This window comes from Nocardia sp. NPDC055321, from assembly GCF_053645575.1.
This window is the reverse complement of the sequence record NZ_JBSHMS010000009.1, coordinates 1-15936: the sequence shown is the minus strand read 5'-3', so window position 1 is coordinate 15936 and position 15936 is coordinate 1. Positions and strand designations below refer to the sequence as shown.

13 protein-coding genes are annotated in these 15936 nt (G+C 70.5%); 10 read left to right on the top strand and 3 right to left on the bottom strand.

Annotated features, from left to right (window positions below):
• Positions 1–18 precede the first annotated feature (18 nt).
• Complete coding sequence (locus ACWIGI_RS16060) at positions 19–291, top strand: hypothetical protein (RefSeq protein ID WP_454203158.1); 273 nt, start codon at positions 19–21, stop codon at positions 289–291.
• A 621-nt stretch (positions 292–912) separates the two neighbouring features.
• On the opposite strand, the gene ACWIGI_RS16055 is transcribed toward ACWIGI_RS16060, so the two are convergent.
• Positions 913–2586 (bottom strand): DHA2 family efflux MFS transporter permease subunit, encoded by a 1674-nt coding sequence (locus tag ACWIGI_RS16055; RefSeq protein WP_454203157.1) that lies wholly within the window; start codon positions 2584–2586, stop codon positions 913–915.
• Positions 2587–2784: 198 nt separating this feature from the next.
• Here ACWIGI_RS16055 and ACWIGI_RS16050 point away from each other — a divergent pair, with 198 nt between their 5' ends.
• From ACWIGI_RS16050 to ACWIGI_RS16015, 8 genes are all read left to right on the top strand, one after another.
• Positions 2785–3354 (top strand): NADPH-dependent FMN reductase, encoded by a 570-nt coding sequence (locus ACWIGI_RS16050; RefSeq protein WP_454203156.1) that lies wholly within the window; start codon positions 2785–2787, stop codon positions 3352–3354.
• Between the two features lie 41 nt (positions 3355–3395).
• Positions 3396–6383, top strand: a complete 2988-nt coding sequence (locus tag ACWIGI_RS16045; protein ID WP_454203155.1) for an AAA family ATPase — start codon at positions 3396–3398, stop codon at positions 6381–6383.
• Between the two features lie 88 nt (positions 6384–6471).
• Positions 6472–8775: an FdhF/YdeP family oxidoreductase gene (locus ACWIGI_RS16040; RefSeq protein ID WP_454203154.1), complete on the top strand. Its 2304-nt coding sequence runs from the start codon at positions 6472–6474 to the stop codon at positions 8773–8775.
• Complete coding sequence (gene fdhD, locus ACWIGI_RS16035) at positions 8772–9593, top strand: formate dehydrogenase accessory sulfurtransferase FdhD (RefSeq protein WP_454203153.1); 822 nt, start codon at positions 8772–8774, stop codon at positions 9591–9593. Before ACWIGI_RS16040 ends, fdhD begins: the two co-directional genes overlap by 4 nt.
• Positions 9594–9707: 114 nt before the next feature.
• On the top strand, positions 9708–10082 hold the full coding sequence (locus ACWIGI_RS16030) for a nuclear transport factor 2 family protein (RefSeq protein ID WP_454203152.1): 375 nt from the start codon (positions 9708–9710) through the stop codon (positions 10080–10082).
• 79 nt (positions 10083–10161) lie between these two features.
• Positions 10162–10725: a hypothetical protein gene (locus tag ACWIGI_RS16025; RefSeq protein ID WP_454203151.1), complete on the top strand. Its 564-nt coding sequence runs from the start codon at positions 10162–10164 to the stop codon at positions 10723–10725.
• Between the two features lie 331 nt (positions 10726–11056).
• The gene (locus ACWIGI_RS16020) at positions 11057–11620 is read left to right on the top strand and encodes a carboxymuconolactone decarboxylase family protein (RefSeq protein ID WP_454203402.1); all 564 of its coding nucleotides are present in this window, start codon (positions 11057–11059) and stop codon (positions 11618–11620) included.
• Between the two features lie 57 nt (positions 11621–11677).
• Positions 11678–13066 carry an ATP-binding protein gene (locus tag ACWIGI_RS16015; RefSeq protein ID WP_454203150.1) on the top strand — a complete coding sequence of 463 codons (1389 nt, stop codon included), beginning with the start codon at positions 11678–11680 and terminating at the stop codon, positions 13064–13066.
• On the opposite strand, the gene ACWIGI_RS16010 is transcribed toward ACWIGI_RS16015, so the two are convergent.
• The gene (locus ACWIGI_RS16010) at positions 13063–13974 is read right to left on the bottom strand and encodes a DUF389 domain-containing protein (protein ID WP_454203149.1); all 912 of its coding nucleotides are present in this window, start codon (positions 13972–13974) and stop codon (positions 13063–13065) included. The genes ACWIGI_RS16015 and ACWIGI_RS16010 overlap by 4 nt on opposite strands.
• 118 nt (positions 13975–14092) lie before the next feature.
• Positions 14093–15313, bottom strand: coding sequence for a cation:proton antiporter (locus tag ACWIGI_RS16005; RefSeq protein WP_454203401.1), 1221 nt, complete (start codon positions 15311–15313; stop codon positions 14093–14095).
• A 144-nt stretch (positions 15314–15457) separates the two neighbouring features.
• Here ACWIGI_RS16005 and ACWIGI_RS16000 point away from each other — a divergent pair, with 144 nt between their 5' ends.
• Positions 15458–15832, top strand: a complete 375-nt coding sequence (locus ACWIGI_RS16000; RefSeq protein ID WP_454203148.1) for a PLD nuclease N-terminal domain-containing protein — start codon at positions 15458–15460, stop codon at positions 15830–15832.
• The last annotated feature ends 104 nt before the right edge of the window (positions 15833–15936 follow it).

Sequence of the window (15936 nt, the reverse complement as noted above, 5' to 3'; positions counted from 1 at the left end):
CCTCCCGGGCATGGCGGTGTGGGACATTCGCTCCCATTCGGGACGGTCGAGCCGTCGGAACAGGTGACCGGCGGGCACTGGCCGCCGGCAGGCATCGTCGTGCCGTCGGGGCAGGTCCGAGTGGTCGGGCAGACTCCATCGGCGGGCTGCACCGATCCGTCGGAACAGTACTTCGGGTCCGGTCTGGTCTCCGGGCAGCCGGTCGCCGGTTTCACCGTGCCATCGGAGCAGTACTCGATCGGGGTGCCGCAGCCGCCGCTGTCGAAGCAGCGGTCGGCCCCACCATCCTGATCGCCACCATCCTGATTACCGCCGCCATCCGGCGACCCGCCGTCTCCGGTACCTCCGCCGTCGCAGCCCGTACCGCTGCAATCCCCGCCCGCGACGCCGGGCGGGGTGGCCGGGGCCGGATCGGCGGTCTCGGTTACGGGCGTATCGCGCTGGGCGAGCACGATTTCAGCGGAGAACACCTCCCGAGCCGGCAGCGTGTACGCTTCGGCGGCGGGAGCCGAGGGCGTGTCGGAGGCCGAGAGTCCGCCTGTCACACCGATTACCAGCAGTGCCAGCACGATGGCGAGCCCCCGCTGTGCGAGGTTCGAAACGCGTATGCGGCGTGCGGCTTTCACGCACCGGAACAGTGCTCCGGCGGGCGGACCGAAATATGCGCGTGTGTCCATCCGGCGTAACCTCGCTGGTTCGATGGTAAGGCCCGGGAGCATGACCGCAATGTCTTCTCACCCAGGCGTTACACACCGGTGCCCGGGCCCGAACAGCCTGTGAACCCGGCTGCCGACCACTCGAGTCCACGCTGATGAATCGCGAAAGGCCCGATGCGCGTTCACACACCGGGCCGGGGATCGCCGCCCCCACTATCGGGGGCACGCGGGCCACGTTCGCCGCTGGACTGCGACCTCACTCCGACAGGTCGTGTGGCGAGCGCGTGGTGAACCGGGCAGCCGGTTCCGGGACGACCGGCAGGCTCGGTGCCCGCCCATCCGCCGCCACGGTGAGCGCCGTCTCCCCCACACCGGCGGTCGCCAGATCCGGTTCACCCACCACCGCGACGACGCTACGGCGGGGCAGCAGCAACGCCGGAAGCACCGCCAGGGCGAGAACCAGCACCGCCCACCCGTAGGTGCCGCGGAAGGCGTCGGCCACGGTCTCCGCGAGCGCCGCCGAGCCGCCGGAAGCCCTGTGCGCCAAGGTTTCCAGACTGGCCCCGGGCACCTCCCGCACCAGGGCGTTGCTCAACAGCACCGAGATCAGCGCCGCGCCGATCGACGCCGCGATCTGCTGCACGATGCCGAGGGCGGTGCTCGCGGCCGGAATCTGCGCCAGCGGCAGCGCCCGGGTCGCGGTGGTGATGGTCGGCATGATGGTCGCGCCGACCCCGATGCCCATGACCACCCCGGCCAGCGCGATGCGCCAGTACTCGGTGTCGGCGTGGATCTGCGTGGTCATGGCGCCGAATCCGATAGCGGCCAGCGCGATTCCACCGAGCACTAGCCGTCCGGGCGGCATGCGGTCCACCAGCCGCCCGGCGATCTGCATGGTGATGCCGGTCGCCAGCACCTGCGGAATACCGAGGATTCCGGCCTCGGTCGCCCCGTGTCCGCGCACCACCTGCCAGTAGAGCGGGCCGAGCATCATCGAGCCGAAGTAGGCGGCGTTGAACAGCATGAGGGTGAGCGCGGCCGAACGGAACGGCCGGTGCCGGAACAGAGTCGGATCGATGAGCGGATGCCGCACCCGCCGCGAGCGCACCACGAATCCGGCGATGAGCGCCGTGCCCGCGACCGTCGGCAGCAGCGCGGAGAGCACGGTGAAGTCGCCGTGCTCACCCCCGGTGGCGACCCCGTAGATCAGCGCGGCCAGACCGGGCGACAACAGCAGCAGTCCGGGCAGGTCCAGCGGCGTGGCCGGCGCGGGCGGATCGGCGACCAGTACACGCCGCGCGCCCAGCAGTGCGACCGCGGCCACCGGCAGATTGATCAGGAACAGCCACCGCCAGCTCGCCTGATCGACGAGCCAGCCGCCCAGCACCGGTCCGGCCAGCGGCCCGACCAGCACCGGAATTCCCATGAGCGCCATGGTCCGGCCCATGCGCGCCGGGTCCGCGGCCCGCATCATGATGGTCATGCCGATGGGGATGATCATCCCGCCGCCCAGACCCTGTACCACCCGGAATCCGATGAGCGAGGGCACGTTCCACGCCAGCCCGGTCAGCAGCGAGCCGAACGCGAAGAGCGCGATGGCGGACATGTACAGCCGCTTGGCGCCGAATCTGCCGATGGCCCAGGCGGTTACCGGGATCACCGTGGCGAGGGCGAGGGTGTAGGCGGTCGCCACCCAGGCGATGGTGGCCAGCGAGGTCTCGAACGTGCTCGCCAGATTGTTCAGCGCGACGTTCACGATGGTCATGTCCAGGACCGTCATGATCGAGGCCGAGATCACCACGGCGGCGGTGGCGGCCAGGCTCACGGTCCCGGGCGCGGCGGTCGCGGGAACAGCGGGGCCGGCCGGGGCGGTGCGGGTGCCGGCGGGCGCCGGGGCCGAGCGGCCGCGGGTCCGGAAGGTCGTGTTCATGCCTTCGACGGTAGGAAAGCGCAGGTCCGGGCCGCCTCTGTCGAATGACCGGGGTGTACCGGGGTCGGGCGACCAGGTACCGCCCCGGGCACGAACCAGGTACATCGACGGAGGCGAGGGCGGGACCGTCGCCCCTAGCGTTCAGGGCAGCAACGACGCCGGTCCCGAACCGGCGCTCCCCCACTCCCGGAGGTCGACATGCCCACCACCCCGCTGCGCCTGGCCGTCATCATCGGCAGCACCCGCGAAGGCCGCTTCGGCCCCACCGCCGCGCACTGGTTCGCCCGTGAATCCACGGCCCACGGCGATTTCGAGGTCGACGTGATCGACCTGGCCGAGCACCCGCTGGACGCGGTGCTGCGCGATACCCCCGATCCGGCGATGCAGCCGCTCACCGATCGGATCGACGCCGCGGACGCCTTCGTCATCGTCACCCCCGAGTACAACCACAGCTACCCGGCCTCGCTCAAGGTCCTCATCGACTGGCACTACACCCAGTGGCAGGCCAAGCCGGTCGGCTTCGTGTCCTACGGCGGTCTGGCGGGCGGCCTGCGCTCGGTCGAGCACCTGCGCCCGGTCTTCGCCGAATTGCACGCGGTGACGGTGCGCGACACCGTCAGCTTCCACGGCGCGTGGGAGCGCTTCGGACCGGATGGTTCGGCGCTGGACCCGGCGGCCGCCGCGGCCGCCAAGGCCATGCTCGACCAGATCGCCTGGTGGGCACTGGCATTGCGGGAGGCGCGCGCGATCCGGCCGTACGGCGCGTGATGTGGCGCGGGTCACAGCGCCGAATTCGATAGTGTCGCGGAGTGTTCTACGGCCGTACCACCGAGCTCACCGCCCTGGCCGGACAACTGGCCGGGGCGGAGCGCGGCCGCGCGGGCGTGACGGTGCTGCGCGGTGAGGCGGGCGTCGGCAAGTCCGAACTGCTCGCCCGCACAGCCGAACTCGCCACCGGCTTCCGCGTCCTGCGCGTCACGGGCACCGAAACCGAGACCGAGCTGGCCTATGCCGGACTGCACCTGCTGCTCGGGCGGGCGCGCGCCGGGCTCGACCGGCTGCCCGAGGCGCAGGCCGGCGCGCTGCGGGCGGCCCTGGACTCGGGTGAATCCGTTGCACCGCAACGATTCCTGGTCGGGGTGGCGACCCTCACCCTGCTCGCCGAACTGGCCGAGGACGTGCCGCTGCTGTGCCTGATCGACGATGCGCAGTGGCTGGACCGCGCCACGCTGCGAACCCTCGAGTTCGTGGCCCGCCGCCTCGACGCCGAACGGATGCTCCTGGTGTTCGCCGTCCGCGACGACCTGCTGCCCGAACTCGACGAATTACCCGCCACCACGGTGACTCTCACCGGACTGGACGCGCCCGCCGCATTGGAGCTGCTCACCGCCACGCACGGCACGCTGCCACCCGCTGCGACCGAGTGGCTGCTGCGCGAAGCCCACGGCAACCCGCTCGCTCTGCACGTACTACCGACCATCCAGCGCGCCGAGAGCCGCTACGCCTCACCGTTCCAGCACACCGCGCCCATCCCCACCCGTATCCAGCGCGCCTTCACCGACCGGATCGCCCAGCTCCCCAGCTCCACCCGAACGCTGCTGCTGGTGGCGGCGATCGACAGCTCCGGCGACACCACCGTCATCCTGACCGCCGCCCACCGCCTCAACGCTGCCGAACACTCGACCCGCGACCTCGGCGCCACCGCCGACGCCGAGAAACGATCGATCGACCCCGCGGTTACCCCCGATACCACGGTCACCGCTGATGCGGACGGCCCGAGCCAGGTGGTGCCGATTCCTCCGTCCGCCCGGGCAGCCGTAATCAGGTCTGATATCTCCGCCACCGAAACGATTTCGCACACGGCCATGGATTTCGCTCTCGTCGCGGGAGGGACGTGCGCGAACGGAGCCCCGGAGGGGAGCCGGGCACGTACCGAACCGGACCCGGCACGAACCGAAGCGGACCTGGCGCGGGCCGAGGCCGCCGGGCTACTGCGGTTGCGCGACGGTCGAATCACTTTCGCGCATCCGCTGATTCGGGCCGCGGCGCTGGATTCGGCACAGCCCGCGCGGGTGCGCGAGGCGCATCGGGCGCTGGCGGCGGAGTTCGCCGCGCCCGGGTGCGAGGACCGGTGGGCCTGGCACAGCGCGGCCGCGGCAACCGGGCCGGACGAGACCGTGGCGCTCGCCCTGGAAGGGGCTGCCGAGCGGGCCGCGCGGCGCGGCGGGTTGAGCGAGGTCGCCGGGGCGGCCCGGCGCGCGGCCGAGCTGAGCGCGGACCCCGGAGCCCGCGGGCGGCGCCTGACCATCGCGGCCGAAGCACTGGTGGAAGCCGGACTGCTCACCGAGGCCGCCGCGACGGCCGACGAGGCCACGGCGCTGACCACCGATCCGGGCGCGCTCGGCGCGCTCACCGTCCTGCGCTCGGAGATCGCTCTGGAACAGGATCAGCCGCGCGCGGCGTACCAATCCTCCGGCACGGCAGCCGGATTCGTCGTCGACCGCGATCCGGCCCTGGCCGGGCACCTGCTCTTCCAGGCGGCGCGCGCGGCCTGGGGCGCGGGCGATCTGGCGGCGGTGACGCACACGGCCGAACGCGCCGAGGCCCTCGCGGTGCCGAACGCGACCCGGGTGCGCGCGCTCGCCGACCTGGTCGCCGTGCTCAATCCGGGCGCCGAGCGCGCCGAAGGCATTGCCGCGCTGCGCTTCCTGCTCGACACCGTCGATCCCGACCAGCTCGCCGAGCGCGTGCAGATGGCGCACTGGCACGTGCTGTTCGCCGATCCGGTGACCGCCCGCGACATCGCCGCCGCACTCGCCGCCGACTGCAGGCGGCGCGGCGCGATCGGCGTGCTCACGCACGCGCTGCGCTGGCAGGCCCGCACCGAACTCATCCTGGGCCATCCCACCGCCGCCACCGCCGCCGCCACCGAGGGCCTGCGCCTGGCCGCCGAGACCGGACAGCGCGTCATCGAGATCTACCAGTCCGCCACCCTGGCCCTGCTGGCCGCGACCCGCGGTGACGAACCCGCCTGCCACGAGTACGCCGCCGCCCCGATCGCCCGCGACATCGCGCCCAGCAGCGTCCACGCGGGCGCCGCGCTCGCCCTGCTCGACCTGGGCCTGGGCCGGCCGGACGCGGCCGTGGACCGGCTCACCGCGCTGCTGGCGGGCGCGAACCGGCACGGGGCCATCGCGAGCATCCCCGACCTGGTCGAGGCCGCGCACCGCACGGGCCGCCTCGACCGGGCCCGCACCGCCTTCTCCTGGTATCGCGAATGGTCCGATCACATCGAACAGCCCTGGATACAGGCGATCTCGCTGCGCTGCGCGGCCCTGCTCGCCCCGGACGCCGAGGCCGAACCGCACTTCACCGCGGCCCTGGACGCGCATCGGCGCGACACCGATTTCGCCTTCGACCGCGCCCGCACCGAACTCCTGTACGGCGAATGGCTGCGCCGCAGGCAGCGCCGCACCGAGGCGCGCGCCCCGCTGCGCGCCGCCGCCGAGACCTTCCGCAGGCTCGGAGCGGTCCCGTGGGCCGAGCGCGCCGACGCCGAATTGCGCGCCACCGGCGAGACCCGGTCCGCCGAACCCGGCGCGGACCTGATCACCCGCCTCACCCCGCAGGAGTTGCAGACCGCGCAGCTGGCCGCGACCGGCCTGTCCAACAAGGACATTGCCGCGCAACTGTTCCTGAGCCCGCGCACCGTCGGCTACCACCTGTCCAACGCCTATCCCAAACTCGGGCTCACCTCCCGGCACGAACTCGCGGCCGTCTTCGCCGGACACACCTGATCTCCGCCCGAATCGTCCGATCCCATACGGCATACGATGCGTAGGACCCGACCGGTCCACCGCCGTGCCGCAGAGGAGAATGGTCGCCATGCATCGTGCCGCGCCGAAGAAGGACATCGATGAGGCCGCGCTGACCGTCACACCGCCGAAAACCGAGGCCGCGGGCTTCCCCGCGGTGGCGATCGCGCTCGAGCACGCGGTCGAGGAGATGGGCGTGGTGCGCACCGCGCGCACCCTGGCCCGGGTCAATCAGCGGCACGGCTTCGACTGCCCGGGCTGCGCCTGGCCGGAGCCGACGGGCCGCCGCCGCCCCGCGGAATTCTGCGAGAACGGGGCCAAGGCCGTCGCCGAGGAGGCGACGCTGCGGACCGTCACCCCGGAGTTCTTCGCCGCGCACTCGATCGAGGAGCTGGCGGGCAAGTCCGGCTACTGGCTCGGCCAGCAGGGCAGGCTCACCCACCCGATGGTGTTGCGCCCCGGCGATACCCACTACTCGCCGATCGCCTGGGACGCGGCGTACCGCATCGTCGCCGACGCGCTGAACGGCCTCGACTCCCCCGACGAGGCGGTCTTCTACACCTCCGGCCGGACCGCCAACGAGACCGCTTTCCTGTACCAGCTGCTGGTGCGCTCCTTCGGCACCAACAACCTGCCCGACTGCTCGAACATGTGCCACGAGTCCTCGGGCACCGCGCTGACCGCCTCGATCGGCATCGGCAAGGGCTCGGTCACCATCGACGATTTCTCGAAGGCCGACCTCATCATCGTGGCGGGCCAGAATCCCGGCACGAATCACCCGCGCATGCTGTCCGCGCTCGGTGAGGCGAAAGCGCACGGCGCCAAGGTGATCGCGGTCAACCCGCTGCCCGAGACCGGGCTCATCGGCTTCCGCGATCCGCAGACGCTCAAGGGCCTGGCCGGCGGCATCACCATCGCCGACGACTTCCTGCAGATCCGGCTCGGCGGCGACATGGCGCTGTTCCAGGGTCTGGGCAAACTGCTGTTCGAGGCCGAGGATCGCGCGCCGGGCACGGTGGTCGACCGGGCCTTCGTCGACGCGCACACCGCCGGGTTCGCCGAGTACGAGAAGCACATGCGCGCGGTCGATCTCGGCGTGGTCGAGGAGGCCACCGGGCTGACCCGCACCGAACTCGACCGCACCGCGAAGCTGCTGGCCGAGTCGAAGGCCGTCATCATCTGCTGGGCGATGGGCCTGACCCAGCAGGTGCACGGCGTGGCCACCATCGAGGAGGCCACCAACCTGCTGCTGATGCGCGGCATGATCGGCAAACCCGGCGCGGGCGTGTGCCCGGTGCGCGGGCACTCCAACGTGCAGGGCGACCGCACCATGGGCATCTGGGAGAAGATGCCCGACGCGTTCCTGGACGCCCTGGACGCGCGCTTCGGCATCACCAGCCCGCGCGAACACGGCTGGGACACCGTCAACGCCATTCGCGCCATGCGGGACGGGCGCGGCAGGGTCTTCTTCGGCATGGGCGGCAATTTCGTCTCCGCGACCCCCGACACCGAGGTCACCGAGGCCGCGCTGCGCAATTGCGAACTCACCGTGCAGGTCTCGACCAAGCTCAATCGCAGCCACGTCGTGCACGGGCGGACCGCGCTCATCCTGCCCACCCTGGGCCGCACCGACGAGGACGTGCAGGCCGGTGGGCGACAGCAGGTCTCGGTCGAGGACTCGATGTCGATGGTGCACCTGTCCACCGGGCGCCTCACCCCGGTCAGCGCCGAGCTGCGCAGCGAGGTCGCCATCGTCTGCGAGCTCGCGGGCGCGCTGTTCGGTCCCGGACACCCGGTGCCGTGGGCCGAATTCCAGCGCGATTACGACACGATTCGCGACGCCATCGCCGCGGTGGTGCCCGGCTGCGCCGACTACAACGCGAAGGTGCGGGGCCGCAACGGGTTCCAACTGCCGCATCCGCCGCGCGACGCCCGGGAATTCCGGACCGCCACCGGCAAGGCCAATTTCGCGGCCAACGAACTGCACTGGCTGCCGGTCCCCGAGGGCAGGCTGATCCTGCAGACCCTGCGCAGCCACGACCAGTACAACACCACCATCTACGGTCTGGACGACCGCTACCGCGGCATTCACAACGGCCGCCGCGTCGTGCTCGTCCACCCGGAGGACATCGCCCGATTCGGTTTCGCCGAAGACGATCTCGTCGACGTGATCTCCGAATGGAACGACGGCACCGAGCGCCGCGTCGAGGGCTTCCGGCTCGTCGGGTACGCCACCCCGCGCGGCAACGCCGCCGCCTACTACCCCGAGACCAACCCGCTGGTCCCCCTCGACCACGTGGCGCGGCGCTCCAACACCCCGGTCTCCAAGGGGGTCACCGTCCGCCTCGAACGCCACACCCACAGGACATCGTGAGCCGAGTAACCGCACGCCGCCGCACCCTGCGCATCTCCCCCACCGGAACCGTCGACCGCCCGGATACCCTCGCGGTCGAGGAACCCCTGGAGATCCGCACCGGCGGCCAGGCCCTGACCGTCACCATGCGCACCCCCGGCGCGGACATCGACCTGATCCACGGATTCCTGTTCGGCGAGGGCATCATCGACTCGGCGCGGGACATCCGGACCGCCCGCTACTGCGCCGGCACCGACGAGAACGGGCAGAACACCTACAACGTCCTGGACGTGCAGTTCAGCGACACGCGACCGGCCGCGGCGATCAAGCCCCGCAACTTCCTGACCAACAGCGCGTGCGGGCTGTGCGGCAAGACCGCGCTCGACGAGGTTCGCACCCGGACCCGGTTCCCGCTGCCCGAGCACGGGCCCGTGGTCGACATCGCCACGCTGGCCTCCCTGCCGCCCCAACTGCGTTCCGGCCAAGCGCTTTTCGACGCCACGGGCGGGCTGCACGGGGCGGCCCTGTTCACCTCGGATGGCACGCTGCTCGCGCTGCGCGAGGACATCGGACGGCACAACGCGGTGGACAAGGTCATCGGCTGGGCGCTGCGCGAATCCCGCATTCCCGGGCACGACCTGCTGCTCATGGTCAGCGGGCGGGCCTCCTTCGAACTCGTCCAGAAGGCCGTCATGGCCGGGATCCCGCTGCTGGGAGCGGTGTCGGCGCCCAGCTCGCTCGCGGTGGACCTGGCCGCGGAGGCCGGTCTCACCCTGGTCGGGTTCCTGCGCGGAGAGTCGATGAACATCTACACGGGCACGCAGCGCGTTCGGTACTGAGCCGCATCCCGGTTGCCGGGACCGTCCCGGAGAGTGAATCTCGCGGGTCCGATCGGGGCCGGCAACTGCTACTCTCCGAAGTGGAACACGTTTCACTTTTACCCGGGAGAATCCATGGCGGCGCAGCCTCGCGATGTTATCGAGCAGTATGTGAAATTGGTGGCCGCGGGCGCCACCGATGAAATCGTGGCGCTCTACGCCGAGGACGCCACGGTCGAGGACCCGATCGGGACCCCGACCCGGGTCGGGCACGCCGCGATTCGCGAGCTGTACGCCGCGCTCGAGCACGCCCAGAACAAGGAGACCGAACTGCACGCGGTGAAGGTCAACGGCAATCACGCCTCGGCCTACTTCACCCTGGTGAGCTACTTCGGCGACCAGCGCATGACGCTGACCCCGATCGACATCATGGAGTTCGACGACGCGGGCAAGATCACGAAGATGCGGGCCTACTGGGGTCCCGAGGACATGGTCATGGAGAAGATCTGACCGCGTGACCCTTGCTCCCCGCCGACCGCCGAATTACCGTTGCACCACCGGGTGATTCGGCGGCGGAGGGGAATGGTCGATGCGAATCTCGTTGCACGGCACGGGCGACGGATTCCGGGTGCGCATGCGCCTGGACGTGAACCGCCGGCGCTGGCTCGCGGTGCAGATCATGCTCGGGGTGCTGCTCGCTATCGCCCTGTTCACGGGCCTGTGGGCCACCTTCGCACCGCATTCGTTCTACACCAGCTTCCCGGGCTTCGGCATGCGTTGGGTACAGCCGGACGGGCCGTACAACCACCATCTGACCGGCGACGTCGGCGCCTTCTTCCTCGCTCTCGGCGCGGTCACCGCCGCCGCCCTGTGGTTCCTGGACAGCCTGCTGGCCCGGGTCGCGGGCCTGGCCTGGCTGGTCTTCGGCGTTCCGCACCTGATCTACCACGCCTTCCACCGGCCCGAGGACATGGGCGGGGCCAGCTTCACCCTGAGCCTGATCAGCGTGTTCGTCCTGCCCGCCCTGGGCCTGGCGCTGATACTCGTCGCGCCCCGCGAGCGCACCCGCGTGCCCGAGCCGAACGACCTCACCTTCCGCTTTCCCCGGCGCGGGAAGTCCGCGCGCGGCCTGGGAAATCGCCCGCCGCGATGAATTCCGGCCCCGCGCGCCGTCGTAACAGGTGTGGAGAACACACCGATTTCCGGGTAACGGAGTAAAGGTTCAACGGCGAACCACGGGGAGTCAACGGCGATTCCCGATCAGGGCGCGAACGGCCCCCGGCCGATCGTCACCGGCTCCCGATTGCGACATAGCCGAATATCGACGAGTTCGCGTTACCCCGGCCCGCCAGGACCGGGCTAGCGCCCACACCGCACCGAAACATCCTGTGACGCAGGGCATACCGATCGACCGTCACGTCTCGCGGGGCTGTCTCGTCCAAGGGGTAGCAGTATCCTCGGATTCGCAGGAGACCCCCATGAGCATGACCCGCCTCCCCGCCGTCGGCCCGAAGCAGGCCGGACCGCTGACCCGAATTCTGTACTGGTACATGAAGCGCCGCTTCGGCGCGGTTCCCGAGCCCTTCGCCGTCACGGCGAATCATCCCCGGCTCTTCCTGGCTTCCTCGGTGCACGAGGGCCTGGTCGAACGCGCGTCCACGGTGCTGCCGCACAATATTCGCGAGATCGCGGTCTACTACGTCGCCCGCACCGTGGGCTGCTCGTGGTGCGTGGACTTCGGCACGATGCTCATGCGCCTGTCCGACCTGGACGTCGACAAGCTCCGCCACATCGACGACTACGAGACCTCGCCCGCGTACGACGCCGACGAGCGGGCCACCATCGCGTACGCGGCGGCGATGACGGCCACGCCGCCGACCGTCACCGACGAGCAGGTCACCGACCTGAAGCGGCGCTTCGGCGCCGAAGGGCTCATGGAGCTGACCTATCAGATCGGCCTGGAGAACTCCCGGGCCCGGAGCTACTTCGCCCTGGGCATCACCGATCAGGGCTTCAGCGCGGACGCCTGCCGGGTGCCCTGGGCCTGACCCAGGGCACCGTTAACCGGTAGCCAGTAGTTCGCTGATCTGTGCGAGTATCGGATGATGCCCGCCGATGATCTCGCCCCCGCCACCCTGTCCGCACGCTCCGACGACGGTCGATCCTTCATCGTCGGAGACGCAGCCGACAGCGCCTTCGTGGCCGGATCGCTGGTGGTGATAGTCAGCGCCGGTCACCGGCAGCTGGCGCTCATCGAGGAGCGCTCGGAAACCACCCCGGTACGGCTGCGCGGGCGGCTCGTCGGCGAACTCACCGGCGACGGCATCGACACCCGCGCCAGCCACTCCTTCGCTACCGCAAGTGTGGAGGGCGCGGACACCGCGACCGTGCAGGCGCTGCACGACACCACCGGCGCGATGCTCGAGGTCGGGGTGAATCTCACCCAGCCGGGCGGGCCGGCGCGGTTGCTGCCGCAGCGGTTCAACCGGCACACCTTCTGGTGCGGGCAGAGCGGGTCGGGCAAGACCTACGCCCTGGGCGTGGTGCTGGAACAGCTCATCGCGCACACGGCGCTACCGGTCGTCATCTTCGATCCGAACTCGGACTTCGTCCACCTGGGCGACGTCGACCCCGCCGCGACCGGGCCGACCGCGAATGCCCTGCGCGAGCGCGATATTCGCGTCCTGCGCCCCAACGCCGAACCCGGTTCGCGGCTGCGCGCCCGGTTCATCGATCTGCCGCTGGACTCCAAAGCCGCCGTCCTGCAGATAGATCCGATCGCCGATCGCGAGGAGTTCAACGAGCTCCTGCACCTGCGTTCGATCATGGACTCCGGCGAACTGTTCGAGGTGCGGCCGCGCCTGCTGTCCTCGGAGAATCCCGCGCAACGCCGCCTGGGGCAGCGGGTGGAGAACCTCGGCCTGCTGGACTGGGAGGTGTGGGCGCTGGGCGACGCGGCGGTCACCGACGTGGTGGCCGGGCGCCCCGACGTCTCGGTCCTGGATCTGGGCGGATTCTCCACGCCCGAACAGCAATTGGTCATCGCCCTGGCCTTGCTCGACGACCTCTGGGCACGTCGCGAGGAACGCCGCCCCGTGCTGCTGGTCATCGACGAGGCCCACAACCTCGCCTCACCCCGCCTGGACTCCCCCATCGCGGTCGCGGTGCGCGAACGCCTCATCCAAATCGCCGCCGAGGGACGCAAATTCGGTCTCTGGCTACTGCTGTCGACCCAGCGCCCGTCCAAGGTGCATCCCGGAATCCTGTCCCAGTGCGACAACCTGGCCCTGATGAAGATGACCTCGCCCACCGACCTGGCCGAACTCGCCACCTATTTCGGCTACGCGCCCACCGCCCTGCTCGACCGCTCACCCTGGTTCCGCCAGGGCGAGGCCCTGTTCGCGGGCGGGTTCGTCCCCGCGCCGTCACTGGTCAAGGTCCGCGCGCGCCTGACCCGCGAGGGCGGCAGCGATGTCGGGGTCCCGATGCGCTAACCGGCGGCGCGCGGCCGCAGCAGCAGCACCGCCACGCCCGCGAGCACGATGCCGATCATGTTCACCGCCAGCTGTGCCAGCGATTCGGCGGCGATGGTCCACTTGCCGGCGATGGTGGCGACCACCGCGAGCCCGGCCGCGGGCACGGTGGTCACCGAGATGAAGACGCCGACCAGCACCGCCGAACTGGAGGTGACCATGGCCAGCATGCCCGCCGCCCCCGCGAGCAGCGCCACCACCAGTGAGAACGGGCCGACCTCGTAGATGAAGTCGAAGCCGCGCGCGTCGTCCACGTTCCCGTCGCCGAGCCAGCCCAGGCGAATCCAGAGCAGGGTCGCCAGGGCGGTGACGGCCATGGCGGCCGGGAACGAGACCGCCAGGGTCGTGAGCGAGCCGCGGATGAGCCGCCGGTCGTGCCGCACCAGCCCCACCGAAAGGGCTGCGAGCGGCCGGAATTCGGGCCCGACCACCATCGCGCCGACCAGGGTCAGGGGTGAGGCGGTGGTGACGCCGACGGCGGACAGCAGGAAGGCGATGCTCAGAAAGGCCAGGAAGGTCGGGGTCAGGCGTGAGCCCTCGCGCACCTGGCTCAGCAGCTGCTCCCACACCACGACCTGATCGGGCCGCCCGGGCGCGCCGGTGTTCGCCCGCTCCCCCGCCGTGGACAGCATGGTCCCGGCGGGCGCGAAGGTGATGCTCCCGGTCCGGTCCACGCCCAGCGCGCGCAGCGCGACGAGTATCTCGTTCGCCGAGGCCCGCGCCACGTCGGCCTGGATCAGATCGCCGCGGGGTTCGACCGCCGTCCCGCGATCGAGGGTGAGATGGGTGGTCCCGGGGTCCTCGGCCAGCAGCGCCATGGCGCGTTCGGTCACCTCGCCTCCCGGACAGATCACGCGCAGATGCAGCACCCGAACTCCTCTCCGCCCGGCGGTGCGGCCGGGACCGGCCTCCGATTCGACGCGATATGTGCCCCGGGTGACGAGGTCGCGGGCCGCGGATCCCACCGCCACCACGCGACCGAACGGCTCACGCGCCCTGCGCTTTCGGCGCGCCGGTCGCGCGGCCCAGCAGCCGGGCCAGCAGCGGAAAGAGCAGGACGGTGGTGGCGCCCGCCGCCACCAGGGTGGATGCCAGATCCTGCGGCATCAATCCGCTGCTCGTCGCGACATTGGTGACCGCGACGATGATCGGCAGGCCGGTGGCGGCATACAGCGCCAGCTGCACGCGCTCGCGGCGGTCGGCCAGGTTCGCGCCGTGCGGGACGAAACGCTCGCTCAGCAGGACCGGGATACCGCGCGCCACCGCGATGGAGAGCACGAACAGCAGCCACAGCAGCGGCTCCCCGGCGACCGCGCCGATATCGATGCCCATGCCCGAGACCACGAAGAAGACGGGAATCAGAATCCCGTATCCGATGGTCTCGAGCGAGGATTCGACCTCCGGGTGGCCCGCGGCGATCAGCCTGCGCAGGATCAGGCCGGCAGCGAACGCGCCGAGCACCACGTCCAGATCCGAGACCTCGGCGATGGTCATCAGCACGATCAGCAGCAGGAAGACCCCGCGCACGGGTAGCTGTTCGGTGCTGTTCGAGTCGCCGAGCACGCGGGCGAAGCCCGGCACCCGGTCCAGCATGCGCTGCGGAACCAGTCCGATGATCGCCGCCGCCAGCAGGAAGAACACGAGTGTCACCAGGGCCGCGCCCACGCTGCGACTGGTGAGCAGCACCGACATCGCCAGCACCGGGGCCAGCTCGCCCACGGCCCCGTGCGCCAGCACCGCGCGCCCCAGCGGTTTGTCCAGCAGCCCATCCTGTTTCACGATCGGCAGCAGCGTGCCCAGCGCGGTGGAGGTCATGGCGATGGCGACCGCGATCCGCGCGGTGATGTCGGCGTCCGCCGCCCACACGGTCACCAGCGCGATGGCCACGACGGCGCTGACGCACCAGGTCAGCCACGCGGTGCGGCCCGAGCGCCCGCCCAGCAGCTTCGGATCGAGTTCGTACCCGGCCAGCAGGAACAGCATTCCGAGCCCGAGTTCGCTGAGCAGATCGACCCCGCCCGCGGTGCCCGCCCAGCCCAGCGCGAACGGCCCGACCGCCACCCCGGCCAGCAGCAGGAGCACCACGGCCGGCACCACCCCGCGCAGCAGCCGCGACACCAGCGGCGCGAGCACGGCGGCCAGGGCGATCCAGAACAGAGACACCATGGGCTCGGGCTGCACGGTTGGCAACTCATCAGCAAGCACCATCACCCGGCAATCGTGTCACGTGAAACCGGTCCGGCGAAGCTCAAACTCGCAGCGAAGACCCCTTACATCGACCCGCCACACGTGTTTCAATCAAACGACCAGTCACGTAGCCATGAATTAACCAACTAGATAGGGACCCACGTCATGGATTTCTGGGACGTCTTCTGGCTCATCATCACCACGTTCGCCTTCGTGGCCTACCTGATCCTGCTGTTCATGATCATCACCGACCTCTTCCGGGATCACGAGACCTCCGGCTGGGTCAAGGCGGTATGGGTGATCTTCCTGTTCTTCCTCCCCCTGATCACCGCGCTCGTCTACCTGATCGCGCGCGGCAACGGTATGGCCGCCCGCTCGGCCGCCGCGGCCAAACAGCTCCAGGACGCGGAGACCCGCTACATCCGCGACACGGCGGGCACGAACCCCGCCTCCCAGATCGCCGACGCGAAGAAGCTCCTCGACGAGGGCACGATCTCGGCCGCCGAGTTCGAGGCCCTGAAGACCAAAGCCCTGTCCTGACAATCCCTTTCACACGCGAACGCCCGCACCTGCCGGTGCGGGCGTTCGCGTGTGCGGGAGATGTCGTTCACCCATGACGACGGCGGCCCCGCGAGGATTTCTCG